Origin of the sequence: Microlunatus speluncae (assembly GCF_009299835.1) — a bacterium.
In the GTDB taxonomy this organism is placed as follows: Bacteria; Actinomycetota; Actinomycetes; order Propionibacteriales; family Propionibacteriaceae; genus Microlunatus; species Microlunatus speluncae.
This window is the reverse complement of record NZ_VKCZ01000004.1, coordinates 66448-88742: the sequence shown is the minus strand read 5'-3', so window position 1 is coordinate 88742 and position 22295 is coordinate 66448. Positions and strand designations below refer to the sequence as shown.

The following is a 22295-nucleotide window of genomic DNA, read 5'->3' as shown; positions in this document are numbered from 1 at the left end:
GATCACCGCCCGGAGAGCGCCTTCTCCTGCAGGGCGGTCAGCGTCTCGCAGCCGGCCGCGCCCAACTCCAGCAGGTCGTCCAGCGTGGTCCGGTCGAACGGCGCCCCCTCGGCGGTGCCCTGCACCTCGATGAACTCGCCGGTCCCGCTCATCACGACGTTCATGTCGACCTCGGCCGCGGCGTCCTCGGTGTAACAGAGGTCGAGCAGCGCCTCGCCGCCCACCACGCCCACCGACACGGCGGCGACCGAACCGGACAGCGGGTCACCGTTCAGCAGGTTGCGATGCCGCAGCCAGTCGACCGCGTCGGCCAGCGCCACGTAGGCGCCGGTGATCGACGCGGTCCGGGTGCCGCCGTCGGCCTGCAGCACGTCGCAGTCGAGCACGATCGTGTTCTCGCCCAGCGCCTGGTAGTCGATCACCGCGCGCAGGCTGCGGCCGATCAGCCGGCTGATCTCGTGGGTCCGGCCGCCGACCCGGCCGCGGATCGATTCGCGGTCCGATCGGGTGTGGGTCGAGCGCGGCAGCATCGCGTACTCGCTGGTCACCCAGCCGAGCCCGGAGCCCTTCCGCCACCGCGGCACCCCTTCGGTCACGCTGGCGGCGACCAGCACCTTGGTGTCGCCGAACTCGACCAGCACTGATCCCTCGGCATGATCAAGCCAGTTGCGCGTGAACTTCACGTTCCGCAGTTTGTCCCGGGCTCGTCCGTCGGCTCTTGTCGTCACGGCAGACAACCCTAGTGGCCGCGTTCGGGGCCGGTGACTCGAACCTCGAATCCGGTCCCTCGCGGCGCCCGGATGTCATAGTGAGCAGGTGCCGATCACGCTGCGGGCCACGCGCCGACGCCCGGTTCCCCCGTTGCGCAGCCCTATCCGGGCCTCCGTTTGGGCCGGTCTGCTACTCGCTCTCACGCTCGGCTGCACCGCCACGCCGACACCGCCACCCCAGTCACCGCCGCCCTCGTCACCGGTGATGGCCCAGTCGCCGAGCCCAGCGCCGTCGGAGTCGCCGAGCCCGACGCCCTCGGCCCCGGAGTCGGCTGAGGATCGTGCCGCCGCTGCGGCGGCGCAGGCCTACACCGAGTACCTGCAGGCCCTCGACCGGTTGTACCAGTCCGGCGGCGCGAACAAGCTCCCCGACTATGTCGCCAAGTACCTCCATCCCGACAGCACCACGCTCTGGTCCGACCAGGAGGAGGCGCGCGCAGTCAAGACAAACGGTGATCGTTGGGAGGGTGCGACGGTGATCACGAACGTCTGGGGGAATCCACAGATCCGACTCGACGACGATGTACCCAACACCTATGTGAATGCCTGTGTCGATCGGACGAAGGTGACCTTTGTCAGCGGCGACGGACGGCGGACGCTCTTGCGGCTCAACGTCCACCGAGTCTTGATGTATCTGGACAAGGCCGAGAACCAATGGCAGGTCGCCGGCATCGAGGAACTGGCCGCGGCGCCGGACTCCTGCCTCTGAATCAGAGTTCCTAGTCGATGGTCCAGCAAGCCCCGGACCGGGCCAGTTCGATCGAGCCCGCGAAGTGCGGGGTGGCCTCGGCCAGCACCCGCTCCGGGTCGTGCCACGGCGGGATGTGGGTGAGCACGATCGCGCCCACGCCGGCCGCGGCGCCGGTCTCGGCGGCCTCCCGGCCGGACAGGTGCAGGCCGGCCGGGTTGCCGGGCACGTCGAGAAAGGACGACTCGATCAACAACAGATCGGCGCCGCGGGCCAGCTCGGTCAGCGACTCCGACGGACCGGTGTCGCCGGAGAAGACCAGGGACGGCTCGGTCTCGGTCCGCTCGGTCAGCCGGATCGCGTAGGCCTCGACCGGATGCGCCACCCGGGTGACCGTGACCTCGAACGGCCCGATCGGCTGGCTCGGTTGCCAGGTCCGGTAGTCGAAGAAGTCGGCGATGCCCCGCGCCGGCTCGGCCGGCTCGACGCCGGGCGGCGCGGCGACGTCGTAGGCGCGGACCATCCGCTCGGCGGTGCCGGCCGGCCCGAAGACGGTCGCCGGCCGCCACGGCGCGGTCGCCGAATAGCTGGCGCCGACGTAGAGCGCGCACAGGTCGAGGCAGTGGTCGGGATGCAGATGGCTGAACAGCACCGCGTCGAGGTCGGCCGGGTCGAGGTAGCGGAACAGGCCCCCGAACGATCCCGGGCCGAGATCGAGCAGCAGCGAGAACGTCCGGCCCTGGTGATCGGCCTGGACCAGATAGCTGGATGCCGGCGAGTCCGGACCCGAGCCGGATCCGCTGCAACCGACGATGGTCAACTTCATGATCAGCTCCCCATCAAGATCAACTGAACTGTTCCACGTTGTCGATCATGCCCGGCATCAACCTCGTGCCCAGCCGGGCGAACTGGTCCGGGCTGCCGGTGGTGAGGAACCGGGTCCGGCTCTCCCGCGGCGTCTCGTGCACCAGACCGCGCCGGGTCAGCACTGCGTACGCCTCCTTGGCGCACTCCTCCGCGCTGGACACCAGGGTGACGTCGCCGATCACGTACGAGATCACGCCGGTCAGCAGCGGATAGTGCGTGCAACCCAAGATCAAAGTGTCGATATCGGCCGCCCGCAAGGGTTTCAGGTAGTCCTCGGCGCAGGCCAGCAGCTCCGGCCCACCGGTGATCCCGGCCTCGACGAACTCGACGAACCGCGGGCAGGCGGCGGTGTGCAGCTCGATCTGGGGTGCCGCGGCAAAGGCGTCGTCGTAGGACAGGGAGGTCGCCGTCGCCTCGGTGCAGATCACTCCGACCCGGCCGGTGCCGGTCGCCGCGACGGCGTGCCGCGCCGCGGGCAAGATCACCTCGACCACCGGCACCGGATAGCGCTCCCGGGCATCCCGGAGCACCGCGGAGCTGGCCGAGTTGCAGGCGATGACCAGCAGCTTGACGTCCTGCTCGACCAGATGATCAAGGCATTCCAGGGCGTACTCACGGACCTCGGCCAGCGGCTTCTCACCGTACGGCGCCCGGGCCGTGTCGCCCAGATAGAGCACGTCCTCGTACGGCAGCTGGTCGATCACGGCCCGCGCCACGGTCAGCCCGCCGAACCCGGAGTCGAAGATCCCGATCGGCGCCTGTGGATTCACCCGCCCAAGGGTAATCGGTCCCTCGTCAGGAGGTGATCCAGAAGGAGTAGAGGTCGGCGTTCTCGATGCTGAACCGGAGCTTGATCGGCTGGCCGGCGAGCGCCTTCAAGGACTTGCCGTCGCGCCAGGTGAGGCGGGCGTCCAGCTGATCGCCGCGGACCGGCACGGCGTCGTCACGGCCGAAGCCGTCGATCACGGCACCGTCGGCGTCCAACACCTCGACCGTGATGCTGCCGCGCGGCCGGACCACGGCGTTGAGGTGCAGCCGGTCGCCGTCGAACACGATCGGCTTGGTGGTGACCCGGCCCGGATCCCCGACGCCGCCGGATGCCCCATTGGTGAGCGAGACCCAGCCCTCGCGACGCCAGCTGGCCTTGCCGATCTGACCGATGTGCTGATCCCGATTGGGATCGTTCGGGTCGGCGCCGCCGTGCTCGTTGTTGAACGCGCCGTAGAGCAGGTTGATCTTCTCCTGGCTCACCTGCAACGTGGAGGCGGTGTAGTGCGCGCCGTCGTTCCAGCTGCCGGGCAGGCCGGTCTTGATCACCGGCTCGCGGACCGGGCGCTGCCATTCGGTCAGATCCCGGGACGAGGCGACCTGGACCTCGACCGGGCCGTCGGCGGCCGCCTTGTGTTCGCCCGAGGTGAAGTCGGTCAGCGCGAACATCCAGGGGAATCCGACGAAGCCGCTCTCGTAGCGCATCACCGGCATGCCGTAGACCTGGCTCTCCAGCCCGCCGAGTTGCTCGGCCTTGCCGTCGTCGGCGTAGTCGCCGCTGACCGCGAGCGTCGGCTCGGTCCAGGTGATCGCGTCCGGGCTGGTGGAGATGAACGCCGACCGCTCGTACGTCCCCGGGGTGCGGGCGGTGAACATCCGCTTCTTGATCGTCGCGACGTAGCGCTTGGTCTGCGGATCCCAACTGAGGTTGGAGACATCGCCGTCCAGCAGCACCGGCTTGCCCTCCACCTCGGTCCAGGTGTAGCCGTCGGCGGAGAAGCGGGTGTAGTAGCCGAGGGTGTCGTTCACGGTGCCGGACCGGAAGGTGAGCATCACGTAGCGGCGGTCGGCCGGCGCTTCCGGGTTGTAGGCCACCGTGCCGGAGTTGGCGGCGACGATGTTGGTCTGCGACGCCGGGAGGTCGCCGTAGCCGATCGAGCCGCGACCCAGGGGCTTGGTCCAGGTCTCCAGGTCGCTCGACTCGGCGTAACACAGGTGGTAGTTGGGCGGTTGATCGTTGTAGCACGTGTACCACATCCGGTACGTCTTCCCGATCTTGATCACCGAGCCGTAGATGTAGGCGCTGTCCTCCCACGGCCGGTCGGCCCGGATCACCGGCTCGGCGCTGGTGGTCGCCGGATGCACCACCCGGCCGACGTCGTGCGCCGACTCGATCCGGTAGTCGTCCAGGAACAGCTCGCGGGCGGAGCCGACGGCCGGGTCGTAGCCGGCCGGCTCCATGATCAACTCGGTCTCGTCCCAGAACGAGACGCCGGCCGCGGCCTGGGTGCCGTAGATCAGCGCGGTCACGTGCGCCGCGGCCGCCGGCGACTTCGCCGTCAAGGTGATCGTCTGCCAGGCGGTCGAGGCTTCGGGCTGGGTCTGCACGACCCCGACCCGAGCGCCGTTGAAGTCCCAGAACTCGAGGTAGAGGGCGGCCGGCGTGCCACTCCCGGTCCGCACCTTGGCGGTCAGTTCGTAGTCCCGGCCCGGGGTCGCCACGATCTTCTCCGACCGCACGGCGACCGAGGTCCCGGCGGCATCGGTCACCTGGAGCGAGGCCAGCCCCGCGGTCCGGTCGGCCACCCGGTTGATCACCGTGGCGCTGCCCGCCGCACCGGTCACCGCCCAACCGATCGGCTGGCCGGCGCCGTTACCCGCGTCGAAGCCGGAGTTGGCCAGCAGGGGAGCCGGCCCGCCGACCACCCGCTGCGGCAGCGTCTGGGCCTGGGCCGCGGTCAAGCCGGTGAGCACCAGCAGGGTGACCAGGCCGAGGCACTTCGACAAGCTCAGCGCCGACTTGCGCGGATCCGTCTTGCTGATCATGACCAGTCCCCTCGCCGGCTGCATGACACGAAACGTTGTGCCACGTCCACAAGATCGTGGTCGCGGCACCGTTCCATGTCAAGGACGGCGATGGATGATCAGGAGCTGCCGAGCTCCTCGGCGACGCGGGTGATGAAGTGGAAGGTCGACATCGCGCCATCGATGATGGTGAGGAACTCCCGGTCGCCGGTGCGGAACATTCGCCGCCCCTGCGGCGAGAACGGATCCGGTGGCTCGAAGTCGGACGCGGCCTGCCGGGCCGCCGCGATCGCGCTCTCCACGTCGGCGTGGGCGTCGCCGACCTGCTCGATCAATGTCGGCGGCTTGGCCTGGCCGCCGTTGGAATATTCGACCAGGACCAGCCAGCTCGAGGATCCGGCAGCGCTCTGCACGTCGCCGGAACCGCCGGACGGCTGATAGACAGGGAAGTCGCTCACGGGTCGAGAGCGTAGCGGTCCCGGGGCCAGCCTCGGCTCGGCCGTCTTCGATCGGGCCTATCCCGCGGTCGTCACGTCCCCGACGTGCTGAGCCACCCGGGTGACGAAGTGGTGACTCGTCCAGCCGCAGTCGATGATCGTCGTGAAGTCCCGGTCTCCGGTCCGGAACACCTGGCGGCCATTGTCTCCCGGGGTGTCCCCCGGCCAGCAGGTGAACGCACAACGTTCCGCGGCGGCGAGTGCCGCCTCGAAGTCACCGAACGCTTCGTCGACGCCGAACCGGACCCGCGCCGCCGGGCTCGCGGGCGACCGGCTGGGACACTCGACCAGGACGTACCACAGCCTGTCGCCGGACTCGGCCGAACCGGGTGATCGATACAGCGGAAACTCACTCATGTCCGGGCAGCTTAGGTCGGGTCAGGCCCAGGTCCGCAGTCGCGCGGCCGTGAACTCGGCTCGGCGGCCGTTGTCGGCGGTGTCCTCGTCGTGGGCCCGCTCGCGGATCAGCAGGAACCCGATCCGTCCGTTCCGCGCCTTCGCCAGCACCGAAGTCACGTCGAGGCGTACGGTGCCGGCCTCGGCGGCGGCAGTCAGCTGGCCCGCCGGAAAGGCCACGGTGCCGACGGAGTCGGCCCGGACGTGCTCCTGATCAAGGTACGGCGCGGAGTCCCAGGTCACGTCGTCATCCCAGTCGGTCTTGATCAGCGCGTAGACGGTGAAGGTCAGCGGAGCCCCATCGGTCGCGGCCCCGTCGAGCTCGAGCAGGGCGGCCCGGGGCCGGGAGTGCGACGTCTCGAAGGACAGATAGCCGACCGCCGGATCCACGTCCGCCCCGGCCCGGCCGACGACGACCGACGGCGACGGACCGCTCGGACTGACCCCGAAGGCCCGCCGCGCTCGCCGTACGTCCGGGGACCGGCCGGCCTCGAGCACGGTGATCATCCAGACGCAACCCGCCGGCTGGTCGACCGTCAGCTTCCCGTTGTCCGGCAGGGATCCCAGCATGATCACGTCCCCGCTGTGGGTCGCGCTGACCTCCTGGACGAAGATCGCGGCACCCTTCGGCCGGACCCGACCGGCGGACAGGTCGAGGGTGACCGGGTGGGCCGCCTCGGCCGAGTGGTGCGGCAGCCAGATCGAGGTGCGGCGGATCCCGGCGTCACGAGCGGCGACGATCACGTTGGGCCGGACGGCCGGGCCGTCGGACGACACCGTGGTGCCGACCACGCTGCGGCCGGCGGCGGCGGCGAAGCGGCCGGCGAACATCCGGTTGGATTCGGCCGCCTTCTTCACCCCGCGGATGTTGTAGTCGCCCGCGTTCTCGACGTAGTAGTGCCCAGTCCCGTAAGGGATTCCGTTGGCCCGCACCGTGTTGTCGAACTTGAAGCAGATCATCCCCTCGGCACCGCCGGTCAGCGCGGCACCCCAGATCTCGGCCAGCTCGGAGAACACCAACGGCGTGTTCAGGTCGTCACCGCTGGTCTCGAAGGCGCCGGTGTTGCGCCGGTTGAACTCCGAATAGACGACCGGCAAGGCGACGCCGGTCGGTGTGTAGCTCCGCATCTTCTCGTCCATCATGGCGAGCTCGTACGTATACGTCTCCGCGGTCTTGTTGTACAGGTGGGTGTCGAACACATCGAACAGATCATGATCGACTTCGCGGCCGTGGTAGTCGGTGCGCAGGTTGCGCAGGCTGATCTCACCCCAGCCGTGCTCGTCGTCGCGCGGATCGGCGTCGGGGTCGGCGTCCATGTGGAAGGGGCCACTGGTCTGTGACGCGTGGGTGATCACCGGCGCCTGCACGATCGCCCGCAACCTCGTCCGATGCTCCCGGTTGACGTCCGCGATCGCCGCCCGAATCGCGTCGGAGGCGATCTGCAGGCCGCGGATGTAGATCTGCTGGTCGACGAAGTCATGATCGGAATTGGGGTGGTCCGGCTCGTTGTTGAAGTTGAACCGCTCGACTCCCCACCGGCTCGCCACGTGATAGGTGAACGCGTAGTGCTTCTGCCACATCAGCCACAGGCCGGACCAGGGCGAGTTCCAGGCCAACTCGGCGGCCTGCATGATCGGCGTGATGCCCAGCCGGTGCAACTGGGTCAGCTCGTAGTCCAGGTTGTAGTGATTGGTCGTCTCGTAGATGTGGGTGGACCACAGCTCCCGCAACGCCGCCCAGTCGATGAACTCCCGCGAGTCGCGGCGGAGTTGCTCCACCCGGGCGTCGAAATCGTCGATCGTCTCGACGCCCGCGCCGTCGTCGAAGGCCGCGTCGGGACACCAGATGGACAAGCTGGCGAAGAAGCGGACCGCGTTGACGTTGGAATACTCCAACCACGCCGCGGTGTTGCCGCCCGGCATGAAGTGACCGGTGTTGAACCCGACCAGCTTCATCCCCGGACCCTGATCAGCCGGGCCCAGCCGGACGGTGATCCCGCCGGTGGCGGCCTGGGCGATCCCGGTGCCGGTGCCGGTCACCAGCGCGGCGCCCGTGGCCCCCGCGGTGACGGCCAGGAAACGCCGTCGATCGATCGATGCTGACTGAAGCGTTGGCCTCGACTCTGAAGACATGAGCACACTGTTACACCGCTGCCCGACCTTCGGCAAGCGTTTACCCGTTCCCGTGGAACAAAACTAAGATTCAGAGAAATGAAACCGTCAGGCCCAGACCTGGCCGTCGAGCAGCTCCTCGGCGGTGTCCAGATCGGTGTCGTACGCGCCGGTGGAGAGATACTTCCAGCCGCCGTCGGCGATGATCACCACGATGTCGGCGGTCTCGCCCGCCTTCAGCGACTTCGTGGCCTGGCCCAGCGCGGCGTGCAGCACCGCGCCGGCGGACAGGCCGGCGAAGATCCCCTCGGTCTCCAGCAGTTGCCGGACCCGGCGGATCGCGTCCCGGGCGCCGACGGAGAACCGGCTGCTGACGTACTTCTCCTCGTACAGCTCGGGCACGAAGCCCTCGTCCAGGTTGCGCAGCCCGTAGACCAGCTCGCCGTAGCGCGGCTCGGCCGCGATGATCTTGACCTCGGGTCGCCGCTCGGAGAAGTAGCGGCCGATCCCCATCAGGGTGCCGGTGGTGCCGAGCCCGGCCACGATGTGGGTCACCTCGGGCAGGTCGGCCTCGATCTCCGCGGCGGTGCCGTGGAAATGCGCGTCGGCGTTGGCCCGGTTGCCGTACTGGTAGAGCATCACCCAGTCGGGATGCTCCGTGGCCAGCTTCTTGGCCACCGCGACCGCCTGGTTGGAGCCACCGGCCGCGGGTGAGGAAACGATCTCCGCGCCCCACATCGCCAGCAGCTGCTTCCGTTCTGCAGAAGTGTTTTCGGGCATCACGCAGACCAGCCGATAGCCCTTGGTCTTGGCCGCCATCGCCAGCGCGATCCCGGTGTTGCCGCTGGTCGGTTCCAAGATCGTGCAGCCCGGCCGCAGCGTGCCGTCCTGCTCGGCGGCGGTGATCATGCTCAGCGCCGCGCGGTCCTTGATCGAACCAGTCGGGTTCCGGTCCTCCAGCTTGGCCCAGAGCCGGACACCCTCCCCCGGCGACAGCCGCGGCAGCCCGATCAGCGGCGTGTTGCCGACCGAGTCCGCGAGCGAGTCGTACCGGGTCATCGGATCAGCCGCCGGCGACGGCCGGCAGCACCACGATCACGTCGCCGTCGGCGACCGCGGAGCCGAGGCCGCCGGTGAACCGGACATCCTCGTCATTCACGTAGACGTTGACGAAGCGCCGCAGACCCTGCTCCTCGACCAGGCGTTCCTTCAGCCCGGGGTGGCGGCTCTCCAGGTCGTCGATCACCCGCTCGACGGTGTCGCCGCTGCCCTGCACCAGCTTCTCGCCGGCGGTGTACGTCCGCAGAATGGTGGGAATTCTGACCTCGACGGCCATCCGATCTCTCCTTCGTTCGCCCGCAGAGCGGTCCTACCGTCAGCAACAGGTCTGCCGGGCCGGGTTATTCCCGGATCGTGATCTCTTCCTCGGTCACGTCGCCGTCGAGGATCCGGTACGCCCGCACCGAGACCGGGCCTTCCTCACGGCCGGACTCCTCCAGCGAGACGATCACGTAGTGGGCCTGCGGCTCGTACGCCTCGGAGATATCGGTCCGCGACGGGTACGCCTCCGTGGAGGTGTGCGAGTGGTAGACCACCAGCACCTCCTGGTCCAGCGGAAACATCTCGTTGGACAGCTGGAGTCGCTCGTCCGGGTCGAACCTGAAGTAGGTCGGCGACCGCTCCGCGTTGGTGATCCGGACCAGCCGGGCCAGGTCCCGCGTGTCCTCCGGACCGATGATCACGCCGCAGGCCTCGTCGGGAAAGTCCTCCCGGGCATGCTTGATCATTTCGTCGAGGTACGCCTGGCTGATCTTCAGCACAGTTGCGGAGCCTAGGCGGCCCGGCGCCGGCGCTCGATCACCGCCCGCATCCTGAGACTCGCGGGGCTCACTCCGCCGGCGGAGACTGCTGCTGCTTCTGCCGCCGGCTCTGCTTGACCGAGGTGATGATCGCGATCCCGAAGATCAGCGCCAGGCTGATCCAGAGGGCGTACTTGTCGATGGTCAGCACGACGTCGACCGCCGACTGGCCGAGGCTGAAGCCGAGCCAGGTGACCAGACCGGTCATGATCAGCGCGCCGACCAGGTCGAGCAGCATGAAGGTGACCAGCCGCATCCGGGTCCAGCCCGCGATCGCGAAGACCAGCGCGGCCGGGATTCCCGGCAGCATCGCCCCGACCACGGCGGCCCGGACGATCCACGGATTTAGCTCGTGCGCGCGGCCGGCGAGCTTCTTGGCCCGCTCCCCGTTGGCGAACAGGTTGACGATGCCGCGTCCCCACTGCCGCCCGGTCCACCAGAACAACCAGTCGAACTTGATCATGCCGACCACGCCGGCGACCACGACCAGCCAGAGCGGCAGGTCACCGATCCGGGCGAACGCGGCGGCGGCGCCGATGGCGGCATAGCCACCGGTCATGAACTCCAGCAGGATCGGGTGCGAGGCGAGCAGAAACGGCTTCAGCGGGATGGTCGCGAAGCCGTACAGGATCAGCGCGCCCATGGTGATCAACAGCGCCTTGTCCAGCCGGGTCGCCTTGCCCTGCCACGGGAGCACCTGCCGCCAGGAGGTGATCGGACCCGTCCGGTCGTCCTGCTTCTCTTCCCCGTCCGCCGCCGTCGGCTGCTGCTTCTCGGCCGCGTCCGGCGTCTGATCCTCGGTGGCGTTCCGCGGACTGTCGTTGGATTCGGTGCTCGTCACTTCATCGCTCCAAGGCCATGATCAAGGTCTCCTGGGCGAACCCCAGCCATTCGTAGACGCTGGCCATGAAGGCTCGCGGGTCGTGCGGCGCGATCGCCGCCAGCTCCTCCGCGGCGGCGGCGTCGGTGATCCCGAGCCGGGCCGCCACGGCCAGCCGGACCCCGGTCAGGGTGCGCAGCCAGGCGTCGGACTCGTCGGCCGGGATCCGCAGCTGATTGCGGCCCTGCTCGGTTTCGGCGAGCCGGCGCAGCACGGTCGTCGCCTCGGTCACCTTCGTCGCCCGAAGGTCCCGCTCGGTGAAGCGGCGGAAGTCGGCCGCCGCCTCGGCGTCGGCCGGGTAGGCGGTCGGGAACAGCCGCTGCAGGGCCGGATCGTCCGGCACCTCGGGCGTGTCGTCCGGTTGCTCCAACTCCCGCGCCCACTGCACGAACGGGTCCGTTTCGCCGGCCGGGGACGGTTCGGGCCGGCCGAACTGCTCCGGCTGCCCACCCGAGACCATCTCCACCAACTGGCCGACCAGCGAGGTCAGCAACTCGACCTCGTCGGCGCTCAGGGAGGTGACGATGACGCCGCCCTTGCGCTTGAACCTCTGCAATGCCTTACCCGATTCTCCCTGGATCCGTGCTCGCAACGCCGTGTTCGACCGCGCCGCGCTCACTGGTCGGCGCGGTCGAGGGTCGCCCACAGACCGTACTCGTGCATCGCCTTGACGTCGCGCTCCATCGCTTCCCGGGCACCGCTGGCGACGATGGCCTTGCCGTCGTTGTGCACCTGCAGCATCAGCCGTTCGGCCTTGGATTTCGGGTAGTGGAAATAGTTGACGAAGACGTGCGTGACGTACGACATCAGGTTGACCGGATCGTCCCAGACGATCGTCGCCCAAGGCGTGTCATCCAACGCATCCTCGACGGGCTGCTCCGCGATCGCGGTCCCTCCGGCCGGCGTGACGACCGGACCCTCGGTGTGCGACATCCCGCCATTGTGTCAAAGGACGAGCCACCCAGTGGCCGCCGGGGTTGACCGGTGGTCAAGGGTTCGGCGCTGGTACGGGACTCGGCCGCGGCGCCGGGTTCGGTTGCGGCAGGAGCGCTCCGACGTCGCGCAGCCAGTCGTCCAGCCGACCGGACAGGCGCCGGGTCAGGTCGGGCTCGGCGGCGGCCCGGTCGGCGCCTTCGCCGACATCGGCGACCAGGTCGAAGAGCGCCTCCCGGCCGTCCTCGAACCAGCGGATCAGCTTCCACCGCCCCTCCCGGACCGCCGCGCCCGGGGTCCCGCCCTGGTTGGAGTAGTGCGGGTAGTGCCAGAAGATCGGCCCGCGGTCGAACTCGTCGCCGTAGGCCGCCGGCAGGATGTCGACACCGTCGATCCGGTGCCAGTCGGGCAGCTCAACGTCGGCCAGGCCGAGCAGCGTCGGATACAGGTCGGGGGTGCTGGTCAGGGCGTTCGTCTCGACCGGGTCGACGCCGGGACCGCTGATGATCAACGGGACCCGCAGCCCGCCGTCCTCCAGCCAGCCCTTGCCCTCGGCCAGCGGCGCGTTACAGGTCGGCGATCCCTCGGCTGTGGCCAGGCCACCGTTGTCCGAAGTGAAGACGATCATGGTCTGGTCCAGCTGGCCGGTCCGCCGCAGCGCCCCGACGATCGCGCCGACGCTGCCGTCCAGGGTCTCGATCATCGCCGCGTAGGCCGGGTCGGAGTGCTCGGTCCGGCGGCGCACCCGGACCCCGTCCAGGTGCCAGGGCGGCATCGGCTCGCCGGTCTCGATCGCCCCGGTGTCCAGGCCGAGCCGACGCGCCTTGGCCCGATACTTCTCGATCAACGACTGCGGCGCCTGGATCGGCGTGTGCACCGTGTAATGCCAAAGGTTGAGGAAGAACGGCCGGCTCTGATCATGGTCGGTGATCAACCGGACCGCTTCGTCGGTCAGCCGGTCGGTCAGGTATTCGCCGTCCGGGCCGTCGGTCAGCGTCGGGATCCCGTACGGGCTGAAATAGGTGGGCGGGTGGCCCATCCCGCAGCCGCCGAGATTGACCTCGAAGCCGTGCACCTCCGGCGAGGTCTGCCGCCCACCGAGATGCCACTTGCCGACGTGCCAGGTCGCGTAGCCGCCGGCGGCGAGGGCCCGGGCCAGCGAATACTCGTTGCGGGGCAGGCCGTGGAAGTACGGCACGTCGGCCAGCCGGCCGACCGCGTGACCGCCGATGAAGTTGGTGACGCCGACCCGTGCCGGCCATTTGCCGGTCAGCAGGGCCGCCCGGCTGGGCGAACAGACCGGCGCCGCGGCATAGGCCTGGGTGAACCGGGCGCCGCCGGCGGCCAGCGCATCCAGGTGCGGCGTCTCGTAGAACGTCGAGCCGTAGCAACTGAGATCGGTCCAGCCGAGGTCGTCGACCAAGATCACGATCAGATTCGGCGTCACGTCAGGGCTCCCCGTGCCGTCCGCAGCGATTCGAAAAGGTCGCGGCCCATCATTGGTTGCGTGCTCCGGCACCGTCAAGATCGGGTCCCGCGCATCGGCCACGAGCCTCCCTCAGCCGGCGACGGCGCCGGCGATCACCTCGCCCGGGAATCGCCCGAACAGCCCTTCCAGGCTGGTGTTGCTGCAACTGATGATCGTGAGCTTGCGCTCGAGGTCGACGGCCCAGCTGTGGCCGTACACGCCGCCCCAGCTGATCGAGCCGGAGCTCAACGGGCTGCCCTCGGCGACCGGATCGACGACCACCGACCAGCCGCGGCCGAAGCCACCGGTCACTCCGGGAACGACCTCGCGGGTGATCCGCGACGGCAGCATCCCGGCGACGGTCTCGGCCGAGAGGATCGCACCGCCGCCGGTCCGGATCGCTTCCAGCAAGATCAACAGGTCGTGAGCGGTGCCGGCCATCCCGGCGCCGCCGGACGGGAACTGATCATGATCGAGGATCCGGCTCGGCGCCATCGCCAACGGGTTGCCCTCGAACGACAGCGGCACCTCGTCCTCGATCCGGGTCGGCTCCGGATCGCCGTCCTGGTAAGGGATCGCCAGGCCTTCGGCGTCGTCCAGGGCAAAGGTCGCGGACAGGTTCAGCGGACCGGTCACCAGCTCGGCGACCACCTCGGGCAGCGGCCGGCCGGTGGCCGATTCGATCACCGCGCCGAGCACGTCGTAGGCCACCGAGTAGTTCCAGGACGTGCCGGGCGTGAACAGCAACGGGATCCGGCCGATCAGGTCGACGTTCTCGGCCAGGCTGCGCGAGGACAGATCCAGGCCGTCGGAGATGCCGGCCGCCAGGTAACCACCCGCCTCGTCCCCGAACACATAGCGCAGCCCGGCGCTGTGCAGCAGCAGGTGATCGACCGTGATCACCGGGCGGGTGCCGTCCGGCAGCGCCGGCCGGAAGTCCGGCAGCCAGCGGGTGATCGGGCTGGTCAGATCGAGCACGCCCCGCTCGACCAGCGCCATGGTGGTCGCCGCAGTGACCGGCTTGGTCAGCGACGACCAGCGGAATCGGGTGTCGACCGCCATCGGGACGCCGGCTTCGCGATCGGCCAGGCCCGCCGCGCGCTCGTAGCGCAGCTCACCGTCCTGAGCGACCAGCACCACCGCGCCCACGATCCGGCGCTCCGCCAGTGCCGAATCGATCGCTTGATCCACTGCCTCGAACGCCATCTCCGGTTCCTCTCGGTCGGTGCCGCCTGCTCAACCACGGTCCGCGCGCCCGCATTCCCGACCCGCCGGCGCGCCGTAGGCTGGGCCCGTGGCAGCGGAACAGCCGACCGAGTCGGCGGCACCCTCCTCGGCAGCCGAGATCACGCCGAGCTGGGGCCCGAGCGAGGTGCCGACCACGGCACTGCTGACCGATCATTACGAGTTGACGATGCTGCGGGCCGCGCTCCGCGACGGCACCGCGCACCGGCGCAGCGTGTTCGAACTGTTTCCGCGGCGACTGCCGCCGGGGCGTCGCTACGGTGTCGTCGCCGGGGTCGGCCGGGCGCTGCGGGCGCTGCGGCATTTCCGGTTCGATGAGGAGACGATCCGCTTCCTCCGCGACCGCGACGTGGTCGACGACGAGACCGCCGGCTGGCTCGCCGACTACCGGTTCGGCGGCTCGATCTGGGGCTATCCGGAGGGCGAGGTCTACCTCCCGGGATCGCCGCTGGTGGTGGTCGACGGCAGCTTCGCCGAGTGCGTACTGCTGGAGACGGTGCTGCTCAGCATCTACAACCACGACTCGGCGATCGCGTCGGCGGCCTCCCGGATGACGGTGACCGCGGGTGATCGGCCGTGCATCGAGATGGGCTCGCGGCGGACCCAGGAACTGTCGGCGGTCGCCGCGGCGCGGGCCGCCTACATCGCCGGCTTCCAGGCGACCTCGAATCTCGAGGCCGGCCGGCGGTACGGAGTGCCGACGACCGGGACCGCCGCGCACTCGTTCACGCTGCTGTACGACGACGAGGAGTCCGCCTTCGCCGCCCAACTGGCCGCGATGGGCGAGCAGACCACCCTGCTGGTGGACACCTACGACGTCTTCCAGGCCGTGCGGACCGGGGTCCGGCTGACCGAGGGCCGGCTCGGCGCGGTCCGGCTCGACTCCGGTGATCTCGGCCTGCTGGCCCAGCAGGTGCGCGAGCTGCTCGACTCGCTCGGCGCGACCAAGACCAAGATCATCGTGACCAGCGACCTGGACGAATACACGATCGCCGCACTGTCCGGAGCGCCGGTGGACGGCTACGGTGTCGGCACCGCGCTGGTCACCGGCAGCGGTCATCCGACCTGTGGATTCGTCTACAAGCTGGTGGCCCGGGCCACCTCGCCCGACCGGGACGCCGAGTTGATCAGCGTGGCGAAGAAGAGCAAGGACAAGATCAGCATCGGCGGCCGGAAGTTCGCGCTGCGCCGGCTGTCCGACGCCGGGGTCGCCGAGGCCGAGGTGATCGGCATCGGCGAGCCGCCGGCCGGCGACGCCAACGACCGCCCGGTGCTCGTCCCGTTGGTCGACCGGGGCGAGATCGTCGGCGAGGAACCGTTGTCGGCCTCGCGCGAGCGGCATTTCCGGTCCCGGGCCGAGCTGCCGATCGAGGCGTTGAAGATGTCCCGCGGCGAGCCGGTGATCGACACCGTCTATCTCGACCACGGCCGCGCCGCCGCGAGCCCGTACCGGAGCAAGGAGAATCGATCATGACCAAGGCCCTGATCGTCGTCGACGTCCAGCGCGACTTCTGCGAGGGCGGCTCGCTGGCGGTGGCCGGCGGGGCGGCCGTCGCGGCGAGGATCAGCGCGCTGCTGGCGTCCGACCACGGTTACGACCAGGTGGTCGCGACCCGGGATCACCACATCGATCCCGGTGATCATTTTTCCGCCACTCCGGATTTCGTCGACTCCTGGCCGCCGCACTGCGTGGTCGGCACCCCCGGCGTCGAGTTCCATGATCAACTCACCTTCCGTGGCTTCGCCGCGATCTTCGACAAGGGTGAGTACGCGGCGGCGTACTCGGGCTTCGAAGGCAAGTCGGGCGACGGCAAGGGACTGGCCCAGTGGCTGGCTGATCATGGAGTGGACCGGGTCGACGTGTGTGGCATCGCCACCGACTACTGCGTCCGCGCCACCGCGCTGGACGCCCGCGCCAACGGCCTGACCACGACGGTGCTGGTCGACCTGACCGCCGCCGTCGCCCCCGACCGCTGGCCCGCCGCCCGCGACGCCCTCGCCGCCGCCGGCGCCACCCTCACCGGCACCCTCCCCACCCCTTAACCCCGACTTGTCAGACTTAGAGCACGCCAGAGCGTGCCCTAAGTCTGACAAGTCGGGGTTGGGGGCGGATTACGCGTTGGCTTCGCGGAGGGCGGTCAGGTTGGTGGTGGGGGCTTCGAGGCCCAGGTCGGTGATCTTGTCCCGGGTCTCGTCGAGGACGGTCACCCCCCAGGTGTCCCAGAAGTCGGAGAGGTCGGCGCCGGCGGCGACGCTGGTGGTGTAGACGACGTTCTGCCAGCGCTGCTCGTCACCTTCCGCCGGCAGGTCCTGCTGCCTGATCACGTCGTACCAGCGAGTGATCATCTTCTCGCCGTAGCCGAGGCGCAGTTGCTCGAACGGAACGATCTTGACGAAGACGTTCAGCTCCGGATAGGTGTCGATGCCCTGGTCCAAGGCTGTCATCGCGTCGTCCCAGAAGGAGGTCCCGCTCGCGTTGACGGCCCGCAGTCGGGGCGGCTGGCCGTACTGCTCAAAGGCCCGCTGCACCGCCAGCGAGTAGATGTTGACCGAGACCTCGACCAGGTCGCCGGGGTTGACCGGCGACAGCTGATGCTGGTGTCCGAGCTCGTGGTACGGGCCCCAGCCGGCGGTGCGCAATCCCTTGACGGTGAGCAGATTGTTCTGGATCGGCGGCGGATAGGCGGTGAACGAGGTGGTGGCGTACGCGCCGACGCCTTCGATCGCGCCGGGATAGCCGACCAGGTGGTGCGGACCGGCGGGTCCGGCGTTCTCCGGGCCGCGGTCATAGCCCGCCAACCGATCTTCGATCTTGATGATCCGGTCCAGAGTGCGCAGCAGCGTCGTGTGGTTCTCGCCGCGATAGAGCAGCAACTGACTGCGTTGGACGGTCACCATGGACCGCTCCCCGTACAACTCGACAAACGGCGCCGGACGCCGATCGAGTTGCCGCTGGAACTCCCGCTCGGTGGTCTGGCCGAGGGTGAAGGTGGCCATCGGCTCGGCCGCGTCGCCGAGGGTGACGGTGGCCGTGCTCGGCGTCGCGATCTTGGCCGGATAGCTCAGGTAGATCACGCCGCCCTCGCTGTCCGACACCGTCGTGGTGCCCTCCTTCAGCGGCGTGATCCGGGGATCGAGCACCCGGTCGTACCAGGGCGTCTCCTCGGTCGCGTCCGGATCGACCTGGGTGGCGGGCGCGCCGATCGCGATCTTGGGCAAGCCGTTCGGGTCGGCGTCGGACACACCGGACATGGTGACCGAGAGCTCGGTGTCGGGTGGCAGATAGAGCTTGCTGGGTTGGAGATCGGTGCCCGGCGCGATGGCCAGCTTGAGTCGCTCGGCGTCGGCCGTGGCCGCGGTGCGGGAAGTGATCGTCAGCTCAGTGGCCTGCTCGGCCCCGTGGGCCTGGGCGACCTGGATTCCTCCCGCCGCCAGCGCGCAGGCGCCGGCCAACAGGAGAGCGGGCAGGGTTCGTGGTCGGGACATGAACGTCATCGTCGGGTCCAATCTGTTCCGCGGGCAGAACGAGCGCTCGTCGCACGTTAAACGTTTAACACTCGTGGCTCCCGAACCTAGCAAGGATCCACCGCCGCCACAAGAGACCGATCATGATCAACTTTGCTCGGCTCGCAGCCGGCGCCGATAATGCCGTTGTCCGGCAGAGTTCCGTTCCATATCCTGGAGAGTTCGTGCCCAGCCCGGGCACCTCGACGGAAGCAGGACGAAAGGATCATGGAGAACCCCACGACGCAGTCGCGGCTGCTCGGCGAACCGCACGACGTGCGGCGAGCGCTGCAACTGCTCGGCGAACTGCTGACCGACTCCGCCGCGACGACCGAGTCGCCGGAATCGTTCATCTGGCGTGCCCTCGGCGCCCCGCCGACCTCGCTGGCCTGCGAGTCGATCAACACCACCGCCTGGGCCGGCGTCTCGCTGTCCGCGGCGCTCAACGACCTGATCCTGAAGTTCGAGCCGACGCTCGGCCCGGCGGTCTCCGACCAGGCACCGACCTGGACCCAGGTCCGGATCGACGACGAGACCCTGTCGCTGCCGGCGGCCACCGCCGCCCACTTCCCCGCCGGCACGGTCGCCGAAATCCCCGTGGTGATCCAGATCGAGCGCAACGAGTACGGCGACTACGACTGGGATCTGCGGATCTTCGCCGATCCGACCCGCCGGGCCGACGCCCGCGAGGTGCTGGACGAGCTGAGCCGGACCGCGATCGAGGAGAAGAACTTCTACCGCGGCCGGGTTGTCGCCGTCGACCTCGGGCTGACCCTGCAGTGGAAGATCATCGACCGGCCGGCGCTCCGCCGCGACGATCTGATCATCAAGCCCGACGTGTGGTCCGAGCTCGATCTCAACATCTCGGCGCTGACCGACCGGGCGGAAGTGATGCGCGAACGCGGCTTCAGCACCCGCCGCGGCGTGCTGCTCGCCGGACCGCCCGGGGTGGGCAAGAGCGCCATCGCCCGGGTGATCGCGGGCGAGCTGGTCGGCGACTTCACCGTGATCATCGTCGACGCCCGCGCCGGAGCCAGCGCCCTTCGCGCCGTCTATCGGGAGACCGAGCGGTTCGGCCCGACCCTGGTCGTCCTCGAGGACGTCGACCTGTATCTCGGTGATCGCCGGCGCGGCGACGGCGGCTCCGCCCTGGCCGACTTCCTGGCCGTGATGGACGGGGCCGAGGAGTACGAGGAGGTGCTGACGATCGCCTCGACCAACGATCCCGCCGCCCTCGACGCGGCCGCGGTCCGCAGCGCTCGCTTCGATTCGATCATCACCCTCGGCTATCCCGATCAGGCCGACCGGGCCCGGATCCTGCGGCGCTATCTGGCCGGGCTCGACGTCGACCTGGACATCGAGGCGATCGCCGCGATGCTGCCGGACAACGTGTCCGGGGCCGATCTGCGCGAGATCGTCCGGCGGGCCCTGCTCGCCCACGGCACCGACCTGACCACCGAACGGATCCGCCAAGTGATCAAGGAAGGCCGGTGGCAGCCGGAACCGCTGCAGGGCAGCTACCTCTGATCCTCCGAGCTGTCCGCCAGCTCGGCCAGCACCCGCTTCGGCGCCACCGTACGAAAGGCCTCGAGGCAGATCGCATCGAGCTCCGACTGGTCGATGTCGATCAGGTGCACCCCGAGCCAGCCGCGATGCCCGACATAGGGCGGCACGAAGAACCGGTCCGGCTCGGTCTCGACCAGGTCGGCCTGCGCGCCCGCCGGCGCCGCACACCAGATCGCCAGCCGCCCGTCACCATGATGATCATCGAGGAACATCACGAAACACTTCTTGTCCCGGATGAAGAACGCCGGCCCGCCGTGGCTCGGCCGTTCCGACGCCTGCGGCAGGCCGAGGCAGGCCGTGCGGACGGCGGCCAACGCGCGCTCGACCTCTTCGGTGGAGTAGCTGTAGTCCGGTTCGGCCATGCCGGTCATTCTGCCGGTTCGGCTCCCATGGCCGGAAGATCGTGGATGCTGGTGCCGTGCGGAGCCAACCCAGCGAATCGATCAATCCGGCCGACGGTGCGGCACTGGTGCACGTGCCCGGCGGCAGGTTCGTCATGGGTTCCGACCGGTCGGACGTCATCCGGTTGTGGGACCGCCACGGTTGGGATCCTCGCTGGCTGGACGCGCAGGTCGGCGGCGACAGCTGGATCGGTGAACTGCTTCCGCACCAGGTGCGGATCGACGGCTTCCGGCTCTACCGCGATCCGGTGACGATCGGCCAGTTCCATCGCTTCATGATCGAATCCGGGCATCCGGCGCCGGTGGATCCCGGCGTCCACGGCCCGTGGAACAGCGCTTGGCGGGCCGGCGAGCCGTTGCCGGGGACCGAGGGACTGCCGGTGAGTTCGGTGAGCTGGCAGGACGCGGCGGCGTACTGCGCCTGGGCCGGCGCACGGCTGCCGACGGAGGCGGAGTGGGAGTACGCGGCGAGAGGGCCGGCTTCGTCCGTGTTTCCCTGGGGCCCGACCTGGCGCCCCGGGATCTGCCGGACGGCCGACGCCCTCGCCGACCAGCACTTCACCGACAACGACCGCTGGCGCGACTGGCTGAACGGCGGTGCGGCCGGTCGAACCGCCGACGGCCGCTTCCCCGAGTCGTCCTGGCTCGGCGGTCACGTCGCCCAGGTCGAGGGCCCCACCCGGGTCGATCGCTATCCGCTCGACGTCAGTTGGTGCGGCGTCGTCGGCCTCGGCGGTCAGGTGCGGGAGTGGTGCAGCGACTGGTACGACCCCGACTATTACGCCGACAGCCCCGCCGACAACCCGCCCGGCCCGGATCGCCCCGCCGGATCCACACCCTGCCGCTCGCTGCGCGGAGGTTCCTGGCTGTCGCCCGCCTACACCAGCCGCGGAGCGCAGCGCCTCTTCTATCCGCCCGATTCGCGAAACACCAACGACCACGGCTTCCGCTGCGTCTCAGCGACCTGACCCGGGCTCCCGGCGACGTGGGGACGGATCGGCGTCGATAGCGTCACACTCGGCGCAGGACAAGACCGGGGACTGGCGAGGTTAGGCTCCGGGGATGCCGAGACGGGTGACGCTGATCCGCCATGCGGCGCCGATGACGAGCGCCGACGTCGACCCGGCCGAGTGGCGGTTGAGCCCGGCGGGACGGCGGGCCGCGACTGCGCTCGGGCCGCGAATCCCCGAGCCGGCCGCCTTGGCCAGCAGCACCGAGTTGAAGGCCGTCGAGACGCTCAGCTTCGCGACCGGGCGGGCCGCTGCCGAGCTTCACCTGGATCGACGGTTCGGCGAGGTCGTACGGCCCGGCGAGCCGTACGACGATGATCACCGGAGCCGGCGACTCGCCTGGGTGGAGGGTCGCCCGGACGACCGGCATCGGACCTGGGAGTCACTCGCGCAGGCCGCCGCCCGCTTCCAGGCGGGCCTCGATGACTTCGACGGCGACGTGGTCGTGGCCACCCACGGGATGGTTCTCACGGCCTGGTTGGTCTCCCGCGGAGTCGTCCGGCCCGGAGCCGAGGCCGGCGACTTCTGGACACGGCTGGCGTTTCCCGACCTCATCAACACCGACCTCTGAGCGAAACAGCCCGGCACTACCCTGGCCGGATGGTCGATTCCTGGCTGACCGGGCTGCTCGATGACACGTCCTTGATCACCGCGGGACGGGGTGGCGGGCCGGTGCCGCTGCGCAAGCCCGACCCCCCGAACGAGGCGGTGTTCGGGTCCCTGGTCCTGCCGGACGACCGGCTCGCCGCGGTGGATCGCGCGCTGACGACCGACGGGCCGGTGCCGTGCCGGGTGATCAACACCGGTGGGGCGGGCGGGTTGGTCGCGTTGGCCGGGCGGCGGTTCGATCGGCTCCGGCCGACCGGAGTTCGGAGCGCGCTGCGGGATCTTGATGATCTTGGTGGGGCGGCCGCGCGGGTCGCGATGGCGGCGCGGGAGCTCGACCCGGAGATCACCGTGATGATCGAGGTGCCTGACGCACCGGGCTGGCAGCGCGCGATCGAGGCGGCCGAGTTGGAAGGATTGGCGGCGGCCGTCACCGACCGCGACATCGGAGTCGCCGAACACCTCAGCGCGTTGATCGAGGCCGACGTCCCGTTCGTGATCACCGGCCCGGTGATCGACCCGGATCGGGTGATCAAGTTGATCATGATGGTGTCGGCCCTGATCGACGGTGACCCTCCGATGGAGGTGACGCCCGAGCAGGGTGAACGGATCCGCCGCCGGCTGCTCGGCATCGAGGTCGAATCCATGCCGAAGTCGATCACCGCCCTGGCCGAAAGAGGTTGGCTGCCCAGCCACTGAC

At 69.4% G+C, this 22295-nt stretch carries 24 protein-coding genes; 7 read left to right on the top strand and 17 right to left on the bottom strand.

Going from position 1 to position 22295, the window contains the following annotated elements:
* Positions 1–2: 2 nt before the first annotated feature.
* Positions 3–683 carry a ribonuclease PH gene (gene rph / locus FNH24_RS06655; protein WP_425486880.1) on the bottom strand — a complete coding sequence of 227 codons (681 nt, stop codon included), beginning with the start codon at positions 681–683 and terminating at the stop codon, positions 3–5.
* 133 nt (positions 684–816) lie between these two features.
* Between rph and FNH24_RS06650 the strand changes: the two genes are divergently transcribed.
* Positions 817–1479: a hypothetical protein gene (locus FNH24_RS06650; protein ID WP_152361378.1), complete on the top strand. Its 663-nt coding sequence runs from the start codon at positions 817–819 to the stop codon at positions 1477–1479.
* 10 nt (positions 1480–1489) lie between these two features.
* Here the strand turns inward: FNH24_RS06650 and FNH24_RS06645 are convergent, their stop codons facing one another.
* The 14 genes from FNH24_RS06645 to FNH24_RS06580 form a co-directional block, all read right to left on the bottom strand.
* Positions 1490–2284 carry an MBL fold metallo-hydrolase gene (locus tag FNH24_RS06645; protein WP_152361377.1) on the bottom strand — a complete coding sequence of 265 codons (795 nt, stop codon included), beginning with the start codon at positions 2282–2284 and terminating at the stop codon, positions 1490–1492.
* A gap of 19 nt (positions 2285–2303) precedes the next feature.
* Positions 2304–3095 carry a glutamate racemase gene (gene murI, locus FNH24_RS06640; protein WP_246186778.1) on the bottom strand — a complete coding sequence of 264 codons (792 nt, stop codon included), beginning with the start codon at positions 3093–3095 and terminating at the stop codon, positions 2304–2306.
* A 25-nt stretch (positions 3096–3120) separates the two neighbouring features.
* Positions 3121–5139: a hypothetical protein gene (locus FNH24_RS06635; protein ID WP_152361375.1), complete on the bottom strand. Its 2019-nt coding sequence runs from the start codon at positions 5137–5139 to the stop codon at positions 3121–3123.
* Positions 5140–5237: 98 nt separating this feature from the next.
* Positions 5238–5576 (bottom strand): hypothetical protein, encoded by a 339-nt coding sequence (locus FNH24_RS06630; RefSeq protein ID WP_152361374.1) that lies wholly within the window; start codon positions 5574–5576, stop codon positions 5238–5240.
* Between the two features lie 57 nt (positions 5577–5633).
* On the bottom strand, positions 5634–5972 hold the full coding sequence (locus FNH24_RS06625) for a hypothetical protein (RefSeq protein WP_152361373.1): 339 nt from the start codon (positions 5970–5972) through the stop codon (positions 5634–5636).
* Positions 5973–5993: 21 nt separating this feature from the next.
* Positions 5994–8051 carry a hypothetical protein gene (locus FNH24_RS06620; protein WP_152361372.1) on the bottom strand — a complete coding sequence of 686 codons (2058 nt, stop codon included), beginning with the start codon at positions 8049–8051 and terminating at the stop codon, positions 5994–5996.
* A gap of 180 nt (positions 8052–8231) precedes the next feature.
* Complete coding sequence (locus FNH24_RS06615) at positions 8232–9182, bottom strand: PLP-dependent cysteine synthase family protein (protein WP_152361371.1); 951 nt, start codon at positions 9180–9182, stop codon at positions 8232–8234.
* 4 nt (positions 9183–9186) lie between these two features.
* A complete protein-coding gene (locus FNH24_RS06610; protein ID WP_152361370.1) occupies positions 9187–9459 on the bottom strand; it encodes a MoaD family protein in 273 nt (90 codons plus the stop codon).
* A gap of 64 nt (positions 9460–9523) precedes the next feature.
* Positions 9524–9943 carry a M67 family metallopeptidase gene (locus FNH24_RS06605; protein WP_152361369.1) on the bottom strand — a complete coding sequence of 140 codons (420 nt, stop codon included), beginning with the start codon at positions 9941–9943 and terminating at the stop codon, positions 9524–9526.
* Between the two features lie 67 nt (positions 9944–10010).
* Complete coding sequence (locus FNH24_RS06600; protein WP_217428073.1) at positions 10011–10823, bottom strand: DedA family protein; 813 nt, start codon at positions 10821–10823, stop codon at positions 10011–10013.
* A 1-nt stretch (position 10824) separates the two neighbouring features.
* Entirely contained in the window at positions 10825–11418 is a 594-nt protein-coding gene (locus FNH24_RS06595; protein WP_161606025.1) for a DUF2017 domain-containing protein, read from the bottom strand.
* Between the two features lie 59 nt (positions 11419–11477).
* On the bottom strand, positions 11478–11795 hold the full coding sequence (gene clpS / locus FNH24_RS06590) for an ATP-dependent Clp protease adapter ClpS (protein ID WP_152361367.1): 318 nt from the start codon (positions 11793–11795) through the stop codon (positions 11478–11480).
* Between the two features lie 55 nt (positions 11796–11850).
* Positions 11851–13242 (bottom strand): sulfatase, encoded by a 1392-nt coding sequence (locus FNH24_RS06585; RefSeq protein WP_152361366.1) that lies wholly within the window; start codon positions 13240–13242, stop codon positions 11851–11853.
* 111 nt (positions 13243–13353) lie between these two features.
* The gene (locus tag FNH24_RS06580) at positions 13354–14469 is read right to left on the bottom strand and encodes a serine hydrolase domain-containing protein (RefSeq protein WP_152361365.1); all 1116 of its coding nucleotides are present in this window, start codon (positions 14467–14469) and stop codon (positions 13354–13356) included.
* Positions 14470–14635: 166 nt separating this feature from the next.
* Here FNH24_RS06580 and FNH24_RS06575 point away from each other — a divergent pair, with 166 nt between their 5' ends.
* Entirely contained in the window at positions 14636–15982 is a 1347-nt protein-coding gene (locus tag FNH24_RS06575) for a nicotinate phosphoribosyltransferase (RefSeq protein ID WP_281351019.1), read from the top strand.
* The gene (locus FNH24_RS06570; RefSeq protein ID WP_152361364.1) at positions 15979–16551 is read left to right on the top strand and encodes an isochorismatase family protein; all 573 of its coding nucleotides are present in this window, start codon (positions 15979–15981) and stop codon (positions 16549–16551) included. The genes FNH24_RS06575 and FNH24_RS06570 overlap by 4 nt, the downstream gene beginning before the upstream one ends.
* 69 nt (positions 16552–16620) lie before the next feature.
* Here the strand turns inward: FNH24_RS06570 and FNH24_RS06565 are convergent, their stop codons facing one another.
* Positions 16621–17994 (bottom strand): M60 family metallopeptidase, encoded by a 1374-nt coding sequence (locus FNH24_RS06565; RefSeq protein WP_161606024.1) that lies wholly within the window; start codon positions 17992–17994, stop codon positions 16621–16623.
* A 246-nt stretch (positions 17995–18240) separates the two neighbouring features.
* Here FNH24_RS06565 and FNH24_RS06560 point away from each other — a divergent pair, with 246 nt between their 5' ends.
* On the top strand, positions 18241–19539 hold the full coding sequence (locus tag FNH24_RS06560) for an AAA family ATPase (protein ID WP_152361362.1): 1299 nt from the start codon (positions 18241–18243) through the stop codon (positions 19537–19539).
* Here the strand turns inward: FNH24_RS06560 and FNH24_RS06555 are convergent.
* The gene (locus FNH24_RS06555; RefSeq protein WP_152361361.1) at positions 19530–19940 is read right to left on the bottom strand and encodes an MmcQ/YjbR family DNA-binding protein; all 411 of its coding nucleotides are present in this window, start codon (positions 19938–19940) and stop codon (positions 19530–19532) included. The genes FNH24_RS06560 and FNH24_RS06555 overlap by 10 nt on opposite strands.
* 56 nt (positions 19941–19996) lie before the next feature.
* On the opposite strand from FNH24_RS06555, the gene FNH24_RS06550 reads away from it, so the two are divergent.
* From FNH24_RS06550 to FNH24_RS06540, 3 genes are all read left to right on the top strand, one after another.
* Positions 19997–20947 (top strand): formylglycine-generating enzyme family protein, encoded by a 951-nt coding sequence (locus FNH24_RS06550; RefSeq protein ID WP_152361360.1) that lies wholly within the window; start codon positions 19997–19999, stop codon positions 20945–20947.
* 94 nt (positions 20948–21041) lie between these two features.
* On the top strand, positions 21042–21560 hold the full coding sequence (locus tag FNH24_RS06545; protein ID WP_152361359.1) for a histidine phosphatase family protein: 519 nt from the start codon (positions 21042–21044) through the stop codon (positions 21558–21560).
* A gap of 29 nt (positions 21561–21589) precedes the next feature.
* Positions 21590–22294 carry a hypothetical protein gene (locus FNH24_RS06540; protein ID WP_152361358.1) on the top strand — a complete coding sequence of 235 codons (705 nt, stop codon included), beginning with the start codon at positions 21590–21592 and terminating at the stop codon, positions 22292–22294.
* Position 22295: the final 1 nt, after the last annotated feature.